This window comes from Rhodococcus sp. HNM0563 (assembly GCF_012726195.1).
GTDB lineage: Bacteria > Actinomycetota > Actinomycetes > Mycobacteriales > Mycobacteriaceae > Rhodococcus.
Map to the genome: position 1 here is coordinate 80,540 of NZ_JAASAF010000013.1, position 16,804 is coordinate 97,343.

The window sequence follows — 16,804 nt, forward strand, 5'->3', positions numbered from 1 at the left end:
GCGCGCAGTCCGGCCGCGGGCTCGTGGTCGCTACTTCGCGTCGGCGCCGTCGAGCATCCACTTGCCGTCGATGCGCTTCAGTGTGATGAGGAACCTCGTCGCATCGGTTCGCCCCTCCGGGACGACGACGTTCTTCACGTCCTGATCCAGAAACACCAGCACCGTGGCCGTGTCGCCGTCGAGCGTCTCGAGTCCGGCGTGCGAGACCGTCGCGACCGACGCGCCCTGGCCGTTCTCGACAAGTCCGCGCAGGTCACCCGCGACACCCGAGTACTTCGCCGCGAATTCCTCGGTGGAGGCCGCAGTCACGGCCGCGAGTGAATCGTCGAACGACTGGTAGTCGTAGGTGCCCAAAGTGGTCGCATACTCCCGAGCAGCGGCGACCGCATCGGTACGCAGAGACTCGGCCTGCTCGGCCTGCCACCACCGGAAACCGAAGAAACCCGCGGCGAGAGCCAACAGCACGATCAACGCGATGGCTACCGTCCGTCCCTTCCCGGAGCGGCGAATGGGCTCCTGTTCCGATTCGTCGCTCTCGGTGGCGACGGAGACGTCGATCGGTTTCTCATCAATCAATTCCCGAGTCCTTCCAGGAGTTTCTGCCAGTAGTTCAGGACCTCGACGCCCGTCGGGATCAGGAGGGGGTCGTCGGCCATATCCGGCCCGGACACGGCGCCCGGAGTGGTCTGCCCCTGCAATCCCAGATCATTCGGCCTCGGCGCAACACGTGCGCCGCGTTGGGAGAGATCTTCTCCTGGCGGGCAGTACAGGGAGTGGTTGGGCTCACGCGGACTCTCGTCACCGACCATCATCCGCTGGGTGTCGTAGACGCAGACCGGTCCCTGCGTCCCGACCAGAGAGAAGTCGGCGCGGTCGCCGTCGACGATGCCCGAGAGGTCGGCGAGCGTCGCGGGCATTGCATCGAGGAGCGCAGAGGCCGCGGGCGCACGCGGACCTGCCACCTCTCCGATCGTGACGAGATTGGTCATGAGCACACCGAAGTTGTCCTTCGTACCGGCGAACAATTCTTCGGTACGTGCAAGCGCATCGGGTGAACGGTCGAGCAGGTACACCAGCGATTCTCTACTCCCGACGAGCTGGTCCGACACGTCGCGGAAGGCACGCATCGAACCGGGGAAGCTCTCCGAGTTACGCGCGAGAGAGTCGATCAGTCCGAGGCCTTCGTCGAGCAGTGTCGCAATGGTCGGGGCGCGTTCGGCAACCATTGCGGACAGGGAGTCGGCGTTCTCGAGCAGTGCCTGGAGTTCCGGTCCGGTGTCGCGGAGTGCAGTGCTCCATGTATCGCCCAGCGACACGATCGAATCGGCGTCGATGCTCTCGACGAGCTCGGTCATGTGCAGCAGCAGTTCATCGAGACGCATGCCCTGCATCTCCTCCGGCACCCGGAGTGTGTCGCCGCTGCGCAGATACGGTCCGTCGGCGGTCTCGGGCTCGATGTCCAGCGCAAGGATGCCGATGGCCGTCGCAGTGGACACCCGGCCCACGCTACCGACAGGGATCTGTGTTCCAGGATCGAGCGCGAGTTCCGCTGTGGACCCGACACCGCCGGAATTGATCGTGACCGACTCGACCGTTCCCACCGCGACACCGCGATAGGTGACCGAGGTGCCCGGCCCGATACTGCGTGCATCGGCCAGCGTCGCTGTCAGCTCGACGGCGCCGCCGAGACTCTGCGGTCCGAGCACATAACGGACGCCGAACACGGTCGCGAAGATGCCGACCAGCACGAACGCCACCAGCTGAACGAGAACGGGGCGGGTCATCGGAGTCCACCTTGCAGCAGGTCGGCGAGGTCCGACGCGATGTCGACGGGCTGCGATGCGTCGGTCTCTGCGCCGGGCGGCAAACCACCGGTGACGAGCAGATCGATCGCGGCAGGGATGTCGAAGGCACCGTCGAAGAGCAGATAGTCGCCCCGCACCGCCGAGTTGAAGCCGGCGATGAAACCGTTGACGTTGACGAGCATCGACCCCACCGTGGCGTTGAAGTCACGGATTCCCGCAGTGATCTCTGCGAGGTCGTCGACCGCGGTACCGATCGTGGCGTCTTCGGCCATCACCGTATCGATCGACGACACCGCTGTTGCCGTGCTCGACACCAATGTTCGGAGGTCCTGTTGCTGCGCGGCAAGGAGCCCCATCAGAGCCGTACTGTCGGCGATCCCGTTGTCTATCAGCTCCTGCTGCTGCGCGAGCCGCGCGGTCACCGAATCGACGGCCGCGAGAGTCCGGTCGAGATACTCGGTGTTCTCGTCGGCCAGCGCCATCGTGGAGTCGAGCTTCGTGAGCATCGTACGGATCGACGCCCCGCGGCCTCCGAAAGCAGCATCGAGCTCGGTAGTGATGGTGCTGAGTTGGTCCAGCCCGCTGCCGTTGACGACATTGCCGAGCATCGCGAAAGTGCTCTCGATGTCAGGTCCGAGCTCGGTCCGGGTGATGGTGTCTCCTTCGGCGAGCAGTTCCTTCGATGCCTCTTCAGGCAGGTCGATCTGGATGTACGGGCTGCCCAAAGCCGAGGGCAGACGAACCGACGCACCGACGTTCGCCGGGAGATCCACGGACTCGTCCATGCTCAGCTCGACGAACGCCTGCTTGCCGTCGGTGGACATCGAGTACACGCGACCCACGATGGCCTGCCCGGCCCGGACCTCCGCACCGAGATCGACACGGTCGGCGCTCTCGAAGACCGCGGTCACGATGAATGTGGATCCTGGCCCGGTACGACCCATCGGCAAACTCTGGAAGCTCAGGCCACAACCCGACGTCAGCAGCCCGACCACCACAGCGAGGGCGACGAATACGATCCTGCTCCGCCGTGTCATCGCGGACCTCCCTCTCCCAGAGCGCGATCCAGCGACTCGGGAACAAGGTCCTCATACGGATCGGACAGGTCGAACGGCACGGTGATCGGATTGGTGAAACCTGCGCCGGTACACAGCGGCAGGCGTTCGCGAGCGCACAACTCCTGCGCGCGAGGGAATTGACTGATCTGAGTCGAGATGTTCAGACGGATCCGGCCACGTCCGTTCTCCCCGATCGCCTGGTCGATGTTCTGCATTGCCAGGGGCAGGACGTCGAACAGCTCCGCGAGCCCCACCTCGTTCGCGGCAAAGGTGTCGGTGAGGACACGGGCATTCGCCATGACCTGTTCGACGTCACCTCCGCGCTCGGTGAGGAGGGTGTCGAGCTGATCGAGGATCGTGCTCAGTCGGGAGATCGGTGCCGACACATCGAGGTTCTGCCGCTGCAGCTCCTCCCCGAGTTCGGCGACACCGTCGACCAGTTCGGTGAGTGATCCCTCACGAGAGTTCACCGCGCGCACAGCCACCCCGAGATCATCGATCAGTCCGCCGATGTCCTCGGACTTTGCTCCGACCACCGAGGTCGCCTGCCCCAGCGCGACGATGGCACGGTTCATCTGCTCACCGAGGCCCTCCGTCGCGTCGGCGGACACTTCCAGCGTGCGACCGAGATCGCCGCCTTCAGGCCCCATCGCCGCTGCGAGCGTGTCGATGCTCTCGAGCATCTCGTCCCAATTGATGGGTGAATGACTACGTTCGACGGGAATCACGCCGTCGTCGCCCAATTGGGCTCCACCGCGGTAGGCAGGCGCGAGCTCGACGAACCGGTCGCTGATGACCGACGGGTTCATCACGAACGCCGTGACATTCTCAGGTAATGCGATATCGGACGGCACAGACATCGTCACTTCGACGTATGTCCCGGCGGGACGGACCTCTTCGACGGTACCGACGGGCAGGCCCAGCACCGCAACGTTGCTCCCGGGGTAGATTCCGCTCACGGTGGCGAACTGCGCAGTGACGGTGCGGGTCCGGTCCGGGCCCACCACGTACCAGACTCCGGCGGCGCACAACGCCAGCACCGCAACGATCGCGACTCCGCGAATCAGCCATGTCTTCGCAGTCGGATTCACTTGCAGCCCTCCATCACTGCGATGGCGCACAGGAAATTGTCGGGTATGGGACCTGCGGGTGCGTGCACGTCGACCCACGTCCCGTTACCCGACGCATTGGTGGCCGCGCGTAGAGCGGACGGGAATTCGAGGAGGATGCGGTCGATGTTATCGGCGTTCGCCGCAAGCGTGTCGGTCACCGAACGCATGTTCCCGACGAGGGCGTTCAGGTCGTCGGAGTTGTCGGTCAGGAACGTCTCGGCCGACTCTGTGAGCGTTCGAAGATCCTCGACCAACTGGAAGAGCGCGTTTTTCCTCGCGGTGAGGATGTTCACCACCGCGGTAGAGTTCTCCACGAGCGCGGCGACATCTTCGCTCTGATCGGTGACGATCGACGTGAGCGATTTCGATGCCTGCAACAGGGAAGTGATGCGAGCGTCGTTGCGCACCAGCATCTGCGAGGTCGCTTCCACCCCCGCGAGCGCTGAGGAGATCTGCTCTGAATCGGATGGCATGGTGTCGGCGAGAGTCTGCATCATCGCCTCGAGTCCTTCGACGTCGAGGCCGTCGGCCACACGCTCGGCATCGGTGGCGAGCTCGTCGAGACTGTATGGAACACCGGTGCGGTCCAGGGGAATCAGACCGTCATCGAGCTCACCTGCTCCGGCAGGCTGCACCGAGAGATACACCTTCCCGAGAACGGTCTTCAGTTTGACCTCGGCGCTCGTCCGGTCGCCGAGTGTCTGCGACCGGTCGATTCGGAAACCGACGATCAAGCGATCACCGGACAACTCCATCGACTCCACCCGTCCGGCCGGAACTCCCGCCACATACACAGGATCATTCGGCTCGAGTCCTGCAGCGTTCGCGAGTTCGGCCGTGTACGAGTCCGTGCGCAACCAGTACACCACCGTCGGGGCTGCCAATGCCGCCAGCATGAGCACCGCTACCAACGCCATACCTGCGATACCCAGCACGATCGGGTTCGCATTCCGGTCGTGTCTACCGGAGAAGATCGCGGCGAAGGTGTCGCGAAGTGTGCGCCCGAGACTCATCGGCACACCTCCGAATAGGTCGACCCGAAGATGTTGGTCTCGAAGTCGTTCGATTCGATCGTGAAATTGCACATGTAGAGGTTGAGCCAGCCGCCGTAGTCGCCGATCCTGTTGATCTTGTGACCGAGTTCGGGCAGCAACGCCATCGAGCGGTTGAACTCGTCTGTCTGTGGAACCCAGGCATCGGTCATGGCTCGTAGGTCGGTGACGGTGGTATCGAGCGGTGCCATCGCGCCGGCCATCAGCACCGCGGTGGACCGCACCGCAGCGGAACCGCGATCGATGAGGGTGGCGAGCTGATCGGTGTCGCCGGCGAGCGCCTGCCCCACCACATCCATGCCCGAGATGAGTTGTGATATTTCGTCGCTTCGCCGGTCGACGACAGTGACGAGTTGTTCGAGGTTCACGATGACGTCGTTCAACACCTGTTCCTGCTCGACGATGTCCGTGCTGACGGAAGCCACGTGCAGAAGCAGTGATTCGAGGGTCGCGCCCTGTCCTTGGAAGGCGTCGACGACCGAGGCGGCAAGGGAATTCATCTGCGCCGGGTCGAGCGCTTCGAAGAGCGGCTTGAATCCGTTGAGCAGGGCGGTGAGGTCGACGGGAGGGGTGGTCTGCTCGATCGGGATCGTCGAGCCGGGTTCGAGCACCTGACCGGCCGTGTCATCGGGCAGGCTCAGGGCGACGTACTTGACTCCGATCATGTCGCCGTAGTTGATGTCGGCGAGCACGTCGGTAGTGAGCTCGTGTCCGGCCTCGATTTCGAAGTCGATTGCAGCACGGGATGTACCGTCGTCCTGCGGTTCGAATCTCACATCGGACACCTGGCCGATGCGGACCCCGGCGAGGGTGACGTCGCTGCCCGGGGTGAGACCTTCGACATCGGTGAATTCCGCGGAGTAGTCGGTGGTGGATCCGACGATGGGGCGTTCCAGGGTGTTGCCGACCAGGACCGCTGCAAGGACCCCTACCAGGCAGAACCCGGCGAGCTGGATTCCCGGGCCGATATTCGATCTCACGGGATACTCACCGCCGCTCCTCGGACCAACGGGCCGAGCAGGACCGAAGCCGCGGTGGATGGATCATGCAGTAGTGCTGCAGGATCGGCCGGGTCGATACCGGCAGAGATCTGTTCGAGAAACCCGAGCGGCGCGCTCTCTGCAACGCCCGACACGACCTGTCTGCGGCTCGTTGCGGAAGTCTGCACCGGGTCGCCGCAGTTCGAGCCTTCCATTCCGGGGTACCGCGGGCAATCCGCACTGGTGTACGGCATGGGATCAGCGAAGTCGGCGATGGCGGTGATGTTGAACCGGCCTGTGGAGAATACTCGTGCGCCCGCTTCACCGAAGATTCCCACGTTCTTCAACGTCGCGTCGAGCCCCTCGGTGTTGCCTGCGAAGGCGCCGACGACCGGCGCTCCGTTACGCACGACTGCGATCATGTTGTCGGTGTTCGCGGAGAGCAGGTCGGCTCCCTGCGTTCCGAGCGCGGCGCCGCCGGACAGGAGGCGGGCAATTCCGTCCTCGTGTTCGAGCGCGATTCGTGACAGTTCCGAGGCATTCTGCATCACGGTGATGACGTCGTCGGTGGCGGCAGACATCGACTCCGCCACGGCCGCCATCTGTGGCGCCGCCGCGATACCGGTGTCGACGAGCAGACCGAGGTCCTCCGTGAGCGCGGCCATCCGATCGATCGTGACACCCAGCGCTTCTCCACGCCCCTCCAGAGCTTGGCTCACAGCATCGAGTGCGATGGACAATTGCTCGGGACGCAACTGTTCGAGCATGTCGGCGGCACGATAGTAGAGATCGGCGAGTTGCACGGCCTCATCCGACGTGTCGAAGACGACCTCGGCACCGTCCGACAGCCGCGGGCCGATCTCCGGATTCTCCGGCGGGACGAGCTCGATGAACACGTCGCCGAACAGCGTGCGCGGCACGATCCGTGCTACCACGGACGCGGGAATCTCGGCGATCCCGTCCTCGCCCAGTTGCATGGTGAGGCGAGAGCTTGCGACACCTGCGTCGATTCCGATGACGGACCCGACGTGCACCCCCTGGTACTGCACACCCGCGGCCCCCTGGATCAGGCCGGCTTCGGCCGGAACTGTCGCGTTGACCTGCGGATCACGCGAGAGAACACCTGCGCCCGACGCCACGAGCAGGCCGCCGATGATGATCAGGACGACGGACGCGATCGCACCGATGGCGGCGAGTGCGCCCCTTCCCGGCCCTCCCGTCCGGTTCCTGCGTTGCCTTGCAACTGTGCTTCCGGTTCTCGACCGTTCGATGGTGGCAGTGCTTGTCACGACAGCCCGACCCCCGGAATCGTCGGGACCAAGCCCCACAATGCAAAGGTGAGAACCACATCGGTGACACCGATTGCGAGGATGCTCGTGCGCAGTGCCCGTCCGGCAGCGCGGCCGACGCCTTCGGGTCCGCCGGACGCATAGAACCCGTAGGAGCAGTGGACGATCGCGACGATCATCGCGAACACCACGGCCTTGGTGAGTGAGTACCACAGGTCGGACGGGGACAATGCGAGGTGGAAGTAGTAGTCGTAGGTTCCCGCCGAGTTCCCCTGGAAGTTCACGACGACGAGTCGGGTCGCGACGTACGATCCGAGCAGGCCCACCATGTAGATCGGGATGACACATACCGCAGCGGCGATGAGACGCGTGCTCGCAAGGAAGGGCACCGATCGCACGGCCATCGCGTCGAGTGCATCGATTTCGTCGGAGATCCGCATCGCCCCGAGCTGTGCGGTGAACCCGGTACCGACCTTGGCGGCCAACGCGATCGACGCGACAACCGGAGCGAGTTCGCGGGTGTTGGCGATCGCCGAGAGCATCCCCGACAGCGACGTCATACCGATGAGTTCGAGCCCTCGCTGGGTTTCGACCCCCACCATCATGGCGGCAACCGCGGACATCGCGAGCACGATGCCTATCGTGCCACCACCGGCGAGCAGCGACGCGTAGCCGAAGCTGACTTCCCCGATGTGACGCAGGACGTGCGAGAAGTACCGGTGCAGCGCCGTGGGAATACCGGCGACAGCACGGAAAGCGAACACGACGTGGCGGCCAACTTCGGCACATCCGTCGACCACTGCGGTGAACGGACGCCCCACCGCCGACCGCGCTCGTGCCGCGGTGGAATACGAGATCATCAGTACGTACCCACTGCCGGTACCATCACCGTGTACATCTGGGACAGAACGGTATTGACGACGAACACCATGATGAAGGCGAGCACCACGCCTTCGTTGACTGCATCGGCAACACCACTCGGACCGCCTTTGGCATGAAGTCCCTTGAACGACGCGATGAGAGCCGACGTGACACCGAAACAGGCCGACTTGACCATGGCCATGACGAAGTCCGACAGGCGTCCGTACTCGGACAGGGTACGGAGGAATGCTCCGCCGGACCCGTCGTTGAGATAGATCTCGTACAGATAGCAGGCGCCGATACCGACGACGGTGACGAGCGCGCACAGGACGATCGACACGAGCACCGATGCGATGAGGCGGGGGACCACAAGCCGGTCGATCACGTTGAGGCCGAGGACCTCCATCGCATCGATCTCCTCGCGAATGGTGCGCGAACCGAGGTCGGCGCAGATTGCAGAACCACCGACCCCGGCGAGCATCAGCGCGCACACCAGCGCCGCCGCCTGCCCCACGACGACGAACGATACGATCGCGCCTGAATAGGCGCCGGCGCCGAGTTGCCCGGCGAGGGATCCCACCGACACGGCGATGAGCACGCCGATCGGCAGCATGAGCAGAAGTGAAGGTCCGCTACATACCCTCGCGATGAACAGTACCTGCGTAAATGTCTCCCCCAGAGACAGTTTCCGCTGGGCGACTACACGGAACGCCGCGACGAGCGTCTCGAGCGAAAAGCCGACCAACGCACCGACCTGGATAGCCAGGTCGTGCGCAGGGCCTTTCGCCTTCGGAAGCTCGAATGCCACGTTCCCCACCCCCCTCGGTGTCTACTGTTCATATGCCGGGCATCGACGGCCGGCGCCTGGTCCATCCCCTCCGCATGCCGTCCTGCAGTGTTGCGGAACGGACTTCAGGAGTTCAGCCCTGCGTGACGGCGGACAGCCCGCCGCGCAGTTCGCCCTTGACGACCTTGCCACTCGCGTTGCGCGGCAGTGCGTCCACGATCACGATGTCCTTCGGATGCTTGTAACGCGCGAGATGCTCGTCGAAGTACGGCTGCAGGACTTCGAGGGTGAGGTCGTCGTTGCCGGGCTTCGGCGCAATGACCGCGACGGGTACTTCACCCCACTTCGCGTCGGGACGACCGATGACAGCCGCCTCGAGAATTGCGGGATGTCCGAACAGGACGTTCTCGACCTCTGCGCAGTAGATGTTCTCACCACCGGAGATGATCATGTCCTTCTTGCGGTCCACGACGTAGACGAAGCCTTCGTCGTCGATGCGCACGAGGTCTCCGGAGTGGAACCATCCGCCGTGGAATGCCTCCGACGTGGCCGCCGGGTTGTTCCAGTAGTCGCGCATCATGGTCGGACCGCGGTAGACGATCTCACCGACCTCACCGGGAGCGACATCGTTCATCTCGGTGTCGACCACTCGTGCCTGGATGGTCGGGATGACGCGCCCGACCGAGCCGAGCTTGCGGATCGCATCCGCGCCATCGAGCACGCACGTGATCGGCGACATCTCGGTCTGGCCGAACACCGCGACGTTGAACGCATCCGGGAAGGTCTCGGCCATGGCGCGCAGGATGGTGTCCGAGCTCGGGGCAGCGCCCCAAGAGATGTTGCGCAGGGCGAGCTTACGCGGATTCGCTTGCTGCGCAGCACACACGGCCTGCCACTGCACCGGCACGAGGAACAAGCTGGTGACCTGCTCGGCCTCGAGCACGTCGAGCAGCGCACCCGGATCGAATGCGCCGACGGGGTGGATCACGGTGGTGGTGCCGAGCATCAGGCTCGGTGCGATCGATCCGAGCGCAGCGATGTGGAACATCGGCGAAGCACAGAAGCCGATGCCCGTCTCGTCGAACTGCTGGAAGGCCCTGATGCAGGTGAGCGCTTGGGCTTCCATGTTGGAGTGGGTGAGCACTGCCCCCTTCGGGCGACCGGTGGTGCCCGAGGTGTACATGATCAGCGCCGGGGTGTCGTTCGGGATATCGACCTGCGGGTGCGGGTCGCCTTCTTCGGCCACGAGGGCGTCGTACGATACTGCGTCGCCCTCGGGCTCCGCACCGATCGTGATCGCCAGGTCGATGCCTTCGGACTGCGCGCGGGCGGCAGCAGCGAGCGGCACGAGCGGGCCCTCGGCAACAATCGCCTTCGCGCCCGAATCGGCCACCAGGAACGCAACTTCGGATGCGGTGAGACGGAAGTTCACCGGCACGGCGATCGCTCCGATTGCGTTGGCCGCGAGCACGATCTCGATGTACTCGGGTCGGTTGAGCATCAGGACGATGATGCGATCGCCGAAGCCGATGCCGCGACGCGACAGCGCATCCGCAAGCTTCTCGACGCGCTCGTCCAGCTGCGACCACGTGATCGACTCTCCGAGGAACCGGAACGCGGTGCGATCAGGTGTCATCAGGGCGTGACGCGCGACCTGGTTGTTCCAGTTGTTGCTGCGGTAGCGGTGCGCATCCGAGACAGAAGGGGAAACCATCGACGGTCCTCTCGAGACAGGAAAGCTTCAGGACGAAGGGGCGCGGCAAATACCGGCATCCGGTGTGATGCACCCTACATGCAAATTCCGATCGTGACCAGACATTTGTTAATCGAAATTCACATCGGATTCGATGAGAAATCCGATCAACGGACACGCGGTGCATCCTTCGGCAGGATGCCTGAGAAATAGTGCATGAACAGCTGTTGGAGGCCCCGGAGGGCGGGTGACGAAACCGCATCCGCCACCCGCACCCGGGGTTCACATGTACACGCGGACTCTAGCCGAACTCGGGCCGCCGCTTCTGCAGCACGGCCATTGCACCCTCGGCGAAATCGGCGGAGGCGAGCAGTTCGACCTGGCCGGTCTTCTCGAGCGCCAGCGCATCATCGAGAGCGGGAAGAGTCGCATTGTTGAGTGCCTGCTTGGTGAGCGCGAGAGCGCGGCGAGGACCTCGTGCAGTGCGAGCCGCCACTGCATCGACATGCGCGGTGAGCTCGCCGTCCGGCAGGGTGCGGGCCACGAGACCGCAGTGGGCGGCGTCGGCCGCCGACACACGTTCGCCGAGCAGCGCCATCTCGGCCGCACGGGCCCGGCCGATGGCCGCGGGGATCAGCATGCTCGATCCACCATCGGGCATCAGTCCGATGTTGACGAAAGCCAGGAGAAAGTAAGCACTTTCGGCTGCGTAGGTGAGATCGGCCGCCACGGCGATCGACACACCGACACCGGCGGCGGGCCCGTTGACCGCCGCAACGACGGGCACGGGCGATTCGACGATCGCGCGAATCAACGAGTTCGCGGTGTCCATGACGACATTCGGGTCGGTCGGGTTCGCCCCCGCAGCCGCAAGGTCGGCCCCGGTACAGAACGCGGTGCCCTCACCCGTGAGAACGATGGTCCGGACGCGCTCGTCCGTTCCGGCCGCTGCCACCGCGTCACGCAGTGCGCCCATCGTCCCGAGATCGAGCGCGTTCATCCGCTTCGGGCGGTTTATCGTGATCCGGAGAATTCCGCCCTCCAGGTGTGAACGAAGACCTTCCACGGTGATGCCTTCCGCCGTCTCGGTCATGCTCGTACCCCTGCCTCGGCCGCAACGATGCCGTTCAGACGCCCGGTGATGAGCGCCTCGGCCTCGGAGACCATCCTCTCGACGAGCGCGGCTACCCTCGGAATGTCGTCGATCAGCCCCTGACTCTGACCCGATGTCCAGATACCGGCATCGACATCGCCCTCTTCGAAGACGGTGCGACCACGAGCGCCTGCGACGAGGTGCGCGATGTCGGCGAATTCTGCGCCGCGGGATTCGATCTCGACTACCTCCTTGCTGACCGCGTTCGCCGCGACACGTGCTGTGTTGCGGAGCGTACGGAAGATCAGCTTCGTGTCGAGCTCGGTGTTCGCCACGATCTGTTCTTTGACCTGCTGTGCCACAGGGGACTCGACTGTGCACATGAAACGGGTGCCCATGTTCACGCCGTCGGCGCCGAGGGCGAGCGCGGCGACGAGGCCTCTCGAGTCGGCGATGCCGCCCGACGCGATCACCGGAATCCTGAGTCGGCGGGTTGCGGCGGGGATGAGAACCAGACCGGGGACGTCGTCCTCGCCGGGGTGCCCGGCACACTCGAAGCCGTCGATGCTCACAGCGTCGACGCCCACACGCTCAGCTTTGAGGGCATGCCGAACGCTCGTGCACTTGTGGATGACCTTGATTCCCGCATCCTTGAAGAACGGCAGGTGATCGACCGGGTTGGAGCCGGCGGTCTCGACGATCTTGACGCCCGACTCGATGATCGCGGCGCGGTACTCCTCGTACGGCGGCGGTGTGATCGACGGCAGGATGGTGAGGTTGACTCCGAACGGTTTGTCGGTCATCTCCCGGCACCGTGCGATCTCGCGAACCAGGTCTTCCGGAGTGGGTTGCGTGAGCGCTGTGATGAATCCCAGCGCACCTGCGTCGGCCACTGCTGCGACCAGCTCGGCACGGCCGACCCACATCATGCCGCCCTGAACGATGGGGTGCTCGACCCCGAACGCCTCGGTGAATCGGGTCCTCAAGAGTCCTCCTCGAATCGGCGCGGGACGCGCCACTACGCCCCCACGTACCCGCTCTTCCAGAGTCAATCGGAAGAATCAGCATTAACTTTGGAGGTCGCGATTGTGTTTGTCAATACACTTTGTTCTGGGGTTTTGGTACGAAATCGGTGGTCGAAGTACATTCTGATTCACGGGTCTCAGCTGTTACCTTTAGGATGACTCTCCGCGATCGGTCGCGGGTCCGACACAATCGACGAGGAGTTCAGGTGGCCGAACACGCGCAGGTCGGGGCGCGCGCACGATCAATCGCCGATGGCAAGACCGCCGGGGTGCGCCGACGCCCCAAGAACCGCAAGGCGCAGATCGCAGCCGTCGCGGCCGAAGCCTTCAGCGAGCGCGGCTATCACGGCGTGAGCATCGACGAGATCGCCAAGACCGTCGGCATCTCGGGGCCCGCCCTCTACCGCCATTTCCCGAACAAGTACGCGCTGTTCCGGCACGCGGTCAATGAGCTGGCCGACTCTCTCGGAGCTGCCGTCGACGAGTTCGACTCCGGCGACGACACCGATCCGAGCGACACCCTCGACCGTCTGCTCACTGCGACGATCCGCACCACCATCACCAACCGTCGAACCGGCGGGCTCTACCGGTGGGAACGTCGTTACCTGTCCAAGGACGACCGTCTACAAGTTCGCGGCAAGATGGTCGCGATCAATCGACGCCTCGCCCAACTCACGGCGCAGCTTCGTCCCGACCTCACCGCCTCCGACTACGTGGTGCTCAGCACTGCACTGTTGAGCACGATCGGCTCGATCACCACCCATCGCGCACCGCTGTCGAACCGTCGGCTCCAGCAACTCCTGCTCGACGCGTGCCACTCGATTCTGGCGACACCTCTCGCTCCCGCCGATCCCGATTCCGGCGAGCCGCCGACCAAGTCCGGTCTCGCTACGTCCAACAAGCGCGAAGTGCTGCTGCACGAGGCAGTTCTGCTGTTCGACGCACACGGCTATCACGATGTGAGCATCGAGGAGATCGGTGCCGCAGCCGGAATCAACGCTTCCGGTGTGTACCGGCACTTCCCGAGTAAGGCCGATCTGCTCGCCACGGCGTTCCACCGTGCGGGCGACCGCGTTGCGATGTCCGTCGAGTCGGCACTGACCGAATCGTCGACCTCCGACCAGGCACTCGAGCATCTGGTGGACGTGTTCGTTCGGCTGGCGTTCGATCACAGTGAGCTGATGTCGGTCTATTTCGCCGAGATCGGCAACCTCCCGAAGGCCCACCGCAGCGACCTCCGCAATATCCAGCGCTTGAACATCGAGGAGTGGGCGCGCATCGTCGCCGAGTTACGCACCGATCTCTCGGCCGTCGAATGCCGCTTCCTCGTCCACGCTGCGCTCATCCTGTCCCTCGACGTCGGACAGGTGATGCGCTTCCGGAGTACGGAATCCAATCGGAGACGAGTGCAGCAGCTGATGCTGGCGGTGCTCGTGGGCAACCGCAGCGAGTCCGGTGAGGTGCTGCGCCCATGAGCCGTATCGCGCGGGCTGCCGTGTTACGCGAACACAGCGCTCCCATGCAGATCGAATCCGTTGTGGTCCCCGAGCTCCGGGCCGACGAACTCCTCGTGAGGATCCGCGGCGTGGGAATCTGTCACACCGACCTCACCGCAGCGTCCGGCGGAGTGCCGATCCCCCTTCCTGCGGTACTGGGCCATGAGGGTTCGGGGGTGGTCGTCGAGGTCGGTGCCAACGTCGTCGGCCTGCGCGTGGGCGATTCAGTGGTCATCGGCTTCGATTCCTGCCGGAGCTGCCGCAACTGCCGCCGTGGCCGTCCCGCCTACTGCGCGCGGTTTGCTCCGCTGAACTACTCGGGTACCCGACCCGACGGCACGTCCGTATTTCACGACGGCTCGGGCAAACCGGTTCACGGCAACTGGTTCGGTCAGTCGTCGTTCTCGTCGCTCGTGGTCGCGACCGATCGTAACGTCGTCCGTCTCCCTCCCGGTGTGCCCGTCGAACTCGCAGGCCCACTCGGGTGCGGACTCGCCACAGGAGCCGGCACCGTCCTTCGCGTCCTGCAGCCCGAATCAGGTTCATCGATAGCAGTATTCGGTCTCGGTGCGGTAGGAATGGCGGCGGTCATGGCCGCGAAGATCGCTCGCTGCGACACCATCATCGGCATCGACCCGAACCCCCGTCGGCATTCGCCGGCACTCGAGCTGGGCGCCACTGCGGTCTTGTCTCCCGACGAGGTCGACGACATCGGCCGCCACATCCGCCGCAGCACCGACGGAGGCGTCGACTACGCGGTGGAATCGGTGGGGTCCGAAGCAGTCATCCGCCAGGCGATGTCGTCACTCGCGAGCCCGGGAGTGTGCGCGACCCTCGGCCTACGCGGAGGACGGAACCCAATCACGATCGATCAGACGCATCTACTGAGCGGCCGCACACTGACCGGGGTCATCGAGGGCGACGCCGACCCACACGTCTTCCTTCCCGAACTCGCAGCATTCTGGCGCGACGGCCGCTTCCCCGTCGAGAAAATCACCAGCACATTCCCCTTCGACAAGCTCGACGACGCCTTCGCCGCAGTGACTGCAGGTGAGGTCGTCAAGGCCGTACTCACCTTCGACTGACAGGAACCGACATGGATGTCGCCTCGGAACTCGCAGCACTACGTGCCCGCACCGACCGAATCGACCCCCGTGAGCTCGACGCTCTCTGGGAGCGCCTGGAGCCCGCACGGATCGACGACCTGGTCGGATACCGGTGGAGAGGATTCAGTTTCGACACCGGTCACCGCACCCACCACATGCTCGGCGGTGCCCGCTGGTACGGGAAGTCCTTCGTCTCGGTCTCCGAGGTCCAGCCGCTCGTATGCCGGGACGAAGACGGAGAGTTGTTCTCCGACAAGAAGACCGGTCGCGGCGAAGCGAGCCTGTGGGACGTCGTGTTCCGCGGCGAGGTGACCGCGACGATGGTCTACGACGGGATGCCGGTGTTCGACCATTTCAAGAAGGTGGACAACGACACCGTCATCGGCGTGATGAACGGCAAGGGTGGACTCGTCTTCGACGGCGGCGAACACTATTGGTTCGGGCTCGAACGCGACGTCGCGCTCTGACCCACCGCCCGTATCCGGATGTCGTCCTCGGTTCGATGAATCGGCCGAGGACGACATCCGTCGTGCTGGGGCGTCAGACGATGCGACGACCCGAGGCGAAGCGGCGCCGCATATCGCGCAGGTAGTACGTGGCGGACAGTTGCCGGATCGGCCGCGGCACCCTTCTGTACACCGGGGGCACGACCTTCCAGAACAGATCGAACCGGCGCTGGTCGCGAGGGCTCCACGGCAGGGAGAATTCGTCGCGCATGCGCTGGGGCAGAAGGCCGATGGTCATGAAGCGCTGTAACGGCATGAGCAGCTTCACGGGAAGCGGGGAGTCGCCGCCCCCGAGCAGACCGCGGGTGAAGGACCGCACCTTCTCATCGACGTCCATCGTCGCGATCATGTTGTCCCAGTATGCGTCGAACTCCGCGCGTGTGGCCGGCCACATGTCTTCTTTGACCTGCAGCGCCGTGCCGTAGACCGCGGATTGCTGGTAGATCCACTCGAGGTCTGCGTCGGAGAGTTTGTGGAACATACGCTCGTACATCTGGACGCCGTTGCGGTAGAGCGTTGCTGCAACCCACAATTGGAGTTCCGGATCGAACGCATTGTAGGTCTCGGATCGCACCGGTACGTGAGCTTTGTTGACCATCCGGACGATCTGCCTACGCTCTTCCTGCGTACCGAGAGTAACCGCGTATACGTATGTCATCGTGGTGCGCAACCGGTCGAGCGGACGCTGGAGAGTGGTGCTGTGATCGGCCACGCCGTGTCCGGTACCACGGTCGGCGAGTTGCAGCAGCACCGTTGATCCGGCACCGAGGAGAAGCATCGATTCGCCGACGAAATCCGCGAGATCGACCGAGCCACGCTCGACCGGAGCACGATCGACGGTGGCGTGATCGGCGAGGCCGTCAACTGCGCTGTCGGGCTCGTTTACTTCCACTGTTGATGCCATGGGTCGCCTCCTCGGCGAAAGTACGGATGCTGCAGTG

At 64.3% G+C, this 16,804-nt stretch carries 16 protein-coding genes; 3 read left to right on the forward strand and 13 right to left on the reverse strand.

Features of this window, described 5'->3' with window-relative positions:
* Positions 1-30: 30 nt before the first annotated feature.
* From HCA61_RS24020 to HCA61_RS24075, 12 genes are all read right to left on the reverse strand, one after another.
* Positions 31-576 carry a hypothetical protein gene (locus HCA61_RS24020; RefSeq protein WP_240960069.1) on the reverse strand — a complete coding sequence of 182 codons (546 nt, stop codon included), beginning with the start codon at positions 574-576 and terminating at the stop codon, positions 31-33.
* Complete coding sequence (locus HCA61_RS24025) at positions 573-1,784, reverse strand: MlaD family protein (RefSeq protein ID WP_169690696.1); 1,212 nt, start codon at positions 1,782-1,784, stop codon at positions 573-575. The genes HCA61_RS24020 and HCA61_RS24025 overlap by 4 nt, the downstream gene beginning before the upstream one ends.
* Positions 1,781-2,842: an MCE family protein gene (locus tag HCA61_RS24030; RefSeq protein WP_169690697.1), complete on the reverse strand. Its 1,062-nt coding sequence runs from the start codon at positions 2,840-2,842 to the stop codon at positions 1,781-1,783. The genes HCA61_RS24025 and HCA61_RS24030 overlap by 4 nt, the downstream gene beginning before the upstream one ends.
* Complete coding sequence (locus HCA61_RS24035; protein WP_169690698.1) at positions 2,839-3,954, reverse strand: MCE family protein; 1,116 nt, start codon at positions 3,952-3,954, stop codon at positions 2,839-2,841. Before HCA61_RS24035 ends, HCA61_RS24030 begins: the two co-directional genes overlap by 4 nt.
* A complete protein-coding gene (locus HCA61_RS24040; RefSeq protein WP_169690699.1) occupies positions 3,951-4,988 on the reverse strand; it encodes an MCE family protein in 1,038 nt (345 codons plus the stop codon). The genes HCA61_RS24035 and HCA61_RS24040 overlap by 4 nt, the downstream gene beginning before the upstream one ends.
* On the reverse strand, positions 4,985-6,007 hold the full coding sequence (locus tag HCA61_RS24045; RefSeq protein ID WP_169690700.1) for an MlaD family protein: 1,023 nt from the start codon (positions 6,005-6,007) through the stop codon (positions 4,985-4,987). Before HCA61_RS24045 ends, HCA61_RS24040 begins: the two co-directional genes overlap by 4 nt.
* Complete coding sequence (locus HCA61_RS24050) at positions 6,004-7,296, reverse strand: MCE family protein (RefSeq protein WP_346777638.1); 1,293 nt, start codon at positions 7,294-7,296, stop codon at positions 6,004-6,006. The genes HCA61_RS24045 and HCA61_RS24050 overlap by 4 nt, the downstream gene beginning before the upstream one ends.
* Positions 7,293-8,156, reverse strand: a complete 864-nt coding sequence (locus HCA61_RS24055; RefSeq protein ID WP_169690701.1) for an ABC transporter permease — start codon at positions 8,154-8,156, stop codon at positions 7,293-7,295. The genes HCA61_RS24050 and HCA61_RS24055 overlap by 4 nt, the downstream gene beginning before the upstream one ends.
* Positions 8,156-8,965 (reverse strand): ABC transporter permease, encoded by an 810-nt coding sequence (locus HCA61_RS24060; RefSeq protein WP_169690702.1) that lies wholly within the window; start codon positions 8,963-8,965, stop codon positions 8,156-8,158. Before HCA61_RS24060 ends, HCA61_RS24055 begins: the two co-directional genes overlap by 1 nt.
* A 112-nt stretch (positions 8,966-9,077) precedes the next feature.
* The gene (gene fadD5, locus HCA61_RS24065; protein WP_169690703.1) at positions 9,078-10,658 is read right to left on the reverse strand and encodes a fatty-acid--CoA ligase FadD5; all 1,581 of its coding nucleotides are present in this window, start codon (positions 10,656-10,658) and stop codon (positions 9,078-9,080) included.
* 280 nt (positions 10,659-10,938) lie between these two features.
* Positions 10,939-11,730: an enoyl-CoA hydratase gene (locus HCA61_RS24070; RefSeq protein WP_169690704.1), complete on the reverse strand. Its 792-nt coding sequence runs from the start codon at positions 11,728-11,730 to the stop codon at positions 10,939-10,941.
* Positions 11,727-12,716: a nitronate monooxygenase family protein gene (locus HCA61_RS24075; protein ID WP_169690705.1), complete on the reverse strand. Its 990-nt coding sequence runs from the start codon at positions 12,714-12,716 to the stop codon at positions 11,727-11,729. Before HCA61_RS24075 ends, HCA61_RS24070 begins: the two co-directional genes overlap by 4 nt.
* Positions 12,717-13,000: 284 nt before the next feature.
* Here HCA61_RS24075 and HCA61_RS24080 point away from each other — a divergent pair, with 284 nt between their 5' ends.
* From HCA61_RS24080 to HCA61_RS24090, 3 genes are read left to right on the forward strand one after another with little or no spacing between them, the layout of a single operon-like run.
* The gene (locus HCA61_RS24080; RefSeq protein WP_247274872.1) at positions 13,001-14,230 is read left to right on the forward strand and encodes a TetR/AcrR family transcriptional regulator; all 1,230 of its coding nucleotides are present in this window, start codon (positions 13,001-13,003) and stop codon (positions 14,228-14,230) included.
* Positions 14,227-15,336 carry an NAD(P)-dependent alcohol dehydrogenase gene (locus HCA61_RS24085; protein WP_169690707.1) on the forward strand — a complete coding sequence of 370 codons (1,110 nt, stop codon included), beginning with the start codon at positions 14,227-14,229 and terminating at the stop codon, positions 15,334-15,336. The genes HCA61_RS24080 and HCA61_RS24085 overlap by 4 nt, the downstream gene beginning before the upstream one ends.
* 11 nt (positions 15,337-15,347) lie before the next feature.
* Positions 15,348-15,824, forward strand: a complete 477-nt coding sequence (locus HCA61_RS24090) for a DUF4334 domain-containing protein (RefSeq protein ID WP_169690708.1) — start codon at positions 15,348-15,350, stop codon at positions 15,822-15,824.
* A 73-nt stretch (positions 15,825-15,897) separates the two neighbouring features.
* On the opposite strand, the gene HCA61_RS24095 is transcribed toward HCA61_RS24090, so the two are convergent.
* Positions 15,898-16,767, reverse strand: coding sequence for an oxygenase MpaB family protein (locus HCA61_RS24095; RefSeq protein ID WP_169690709.1), 870 nt, complete (start codon positions 16,765-16,767; stop codon positions 15,898-15,900).
* Positions 16,768-16,804 lie beyond the last annotated feature (37 nt).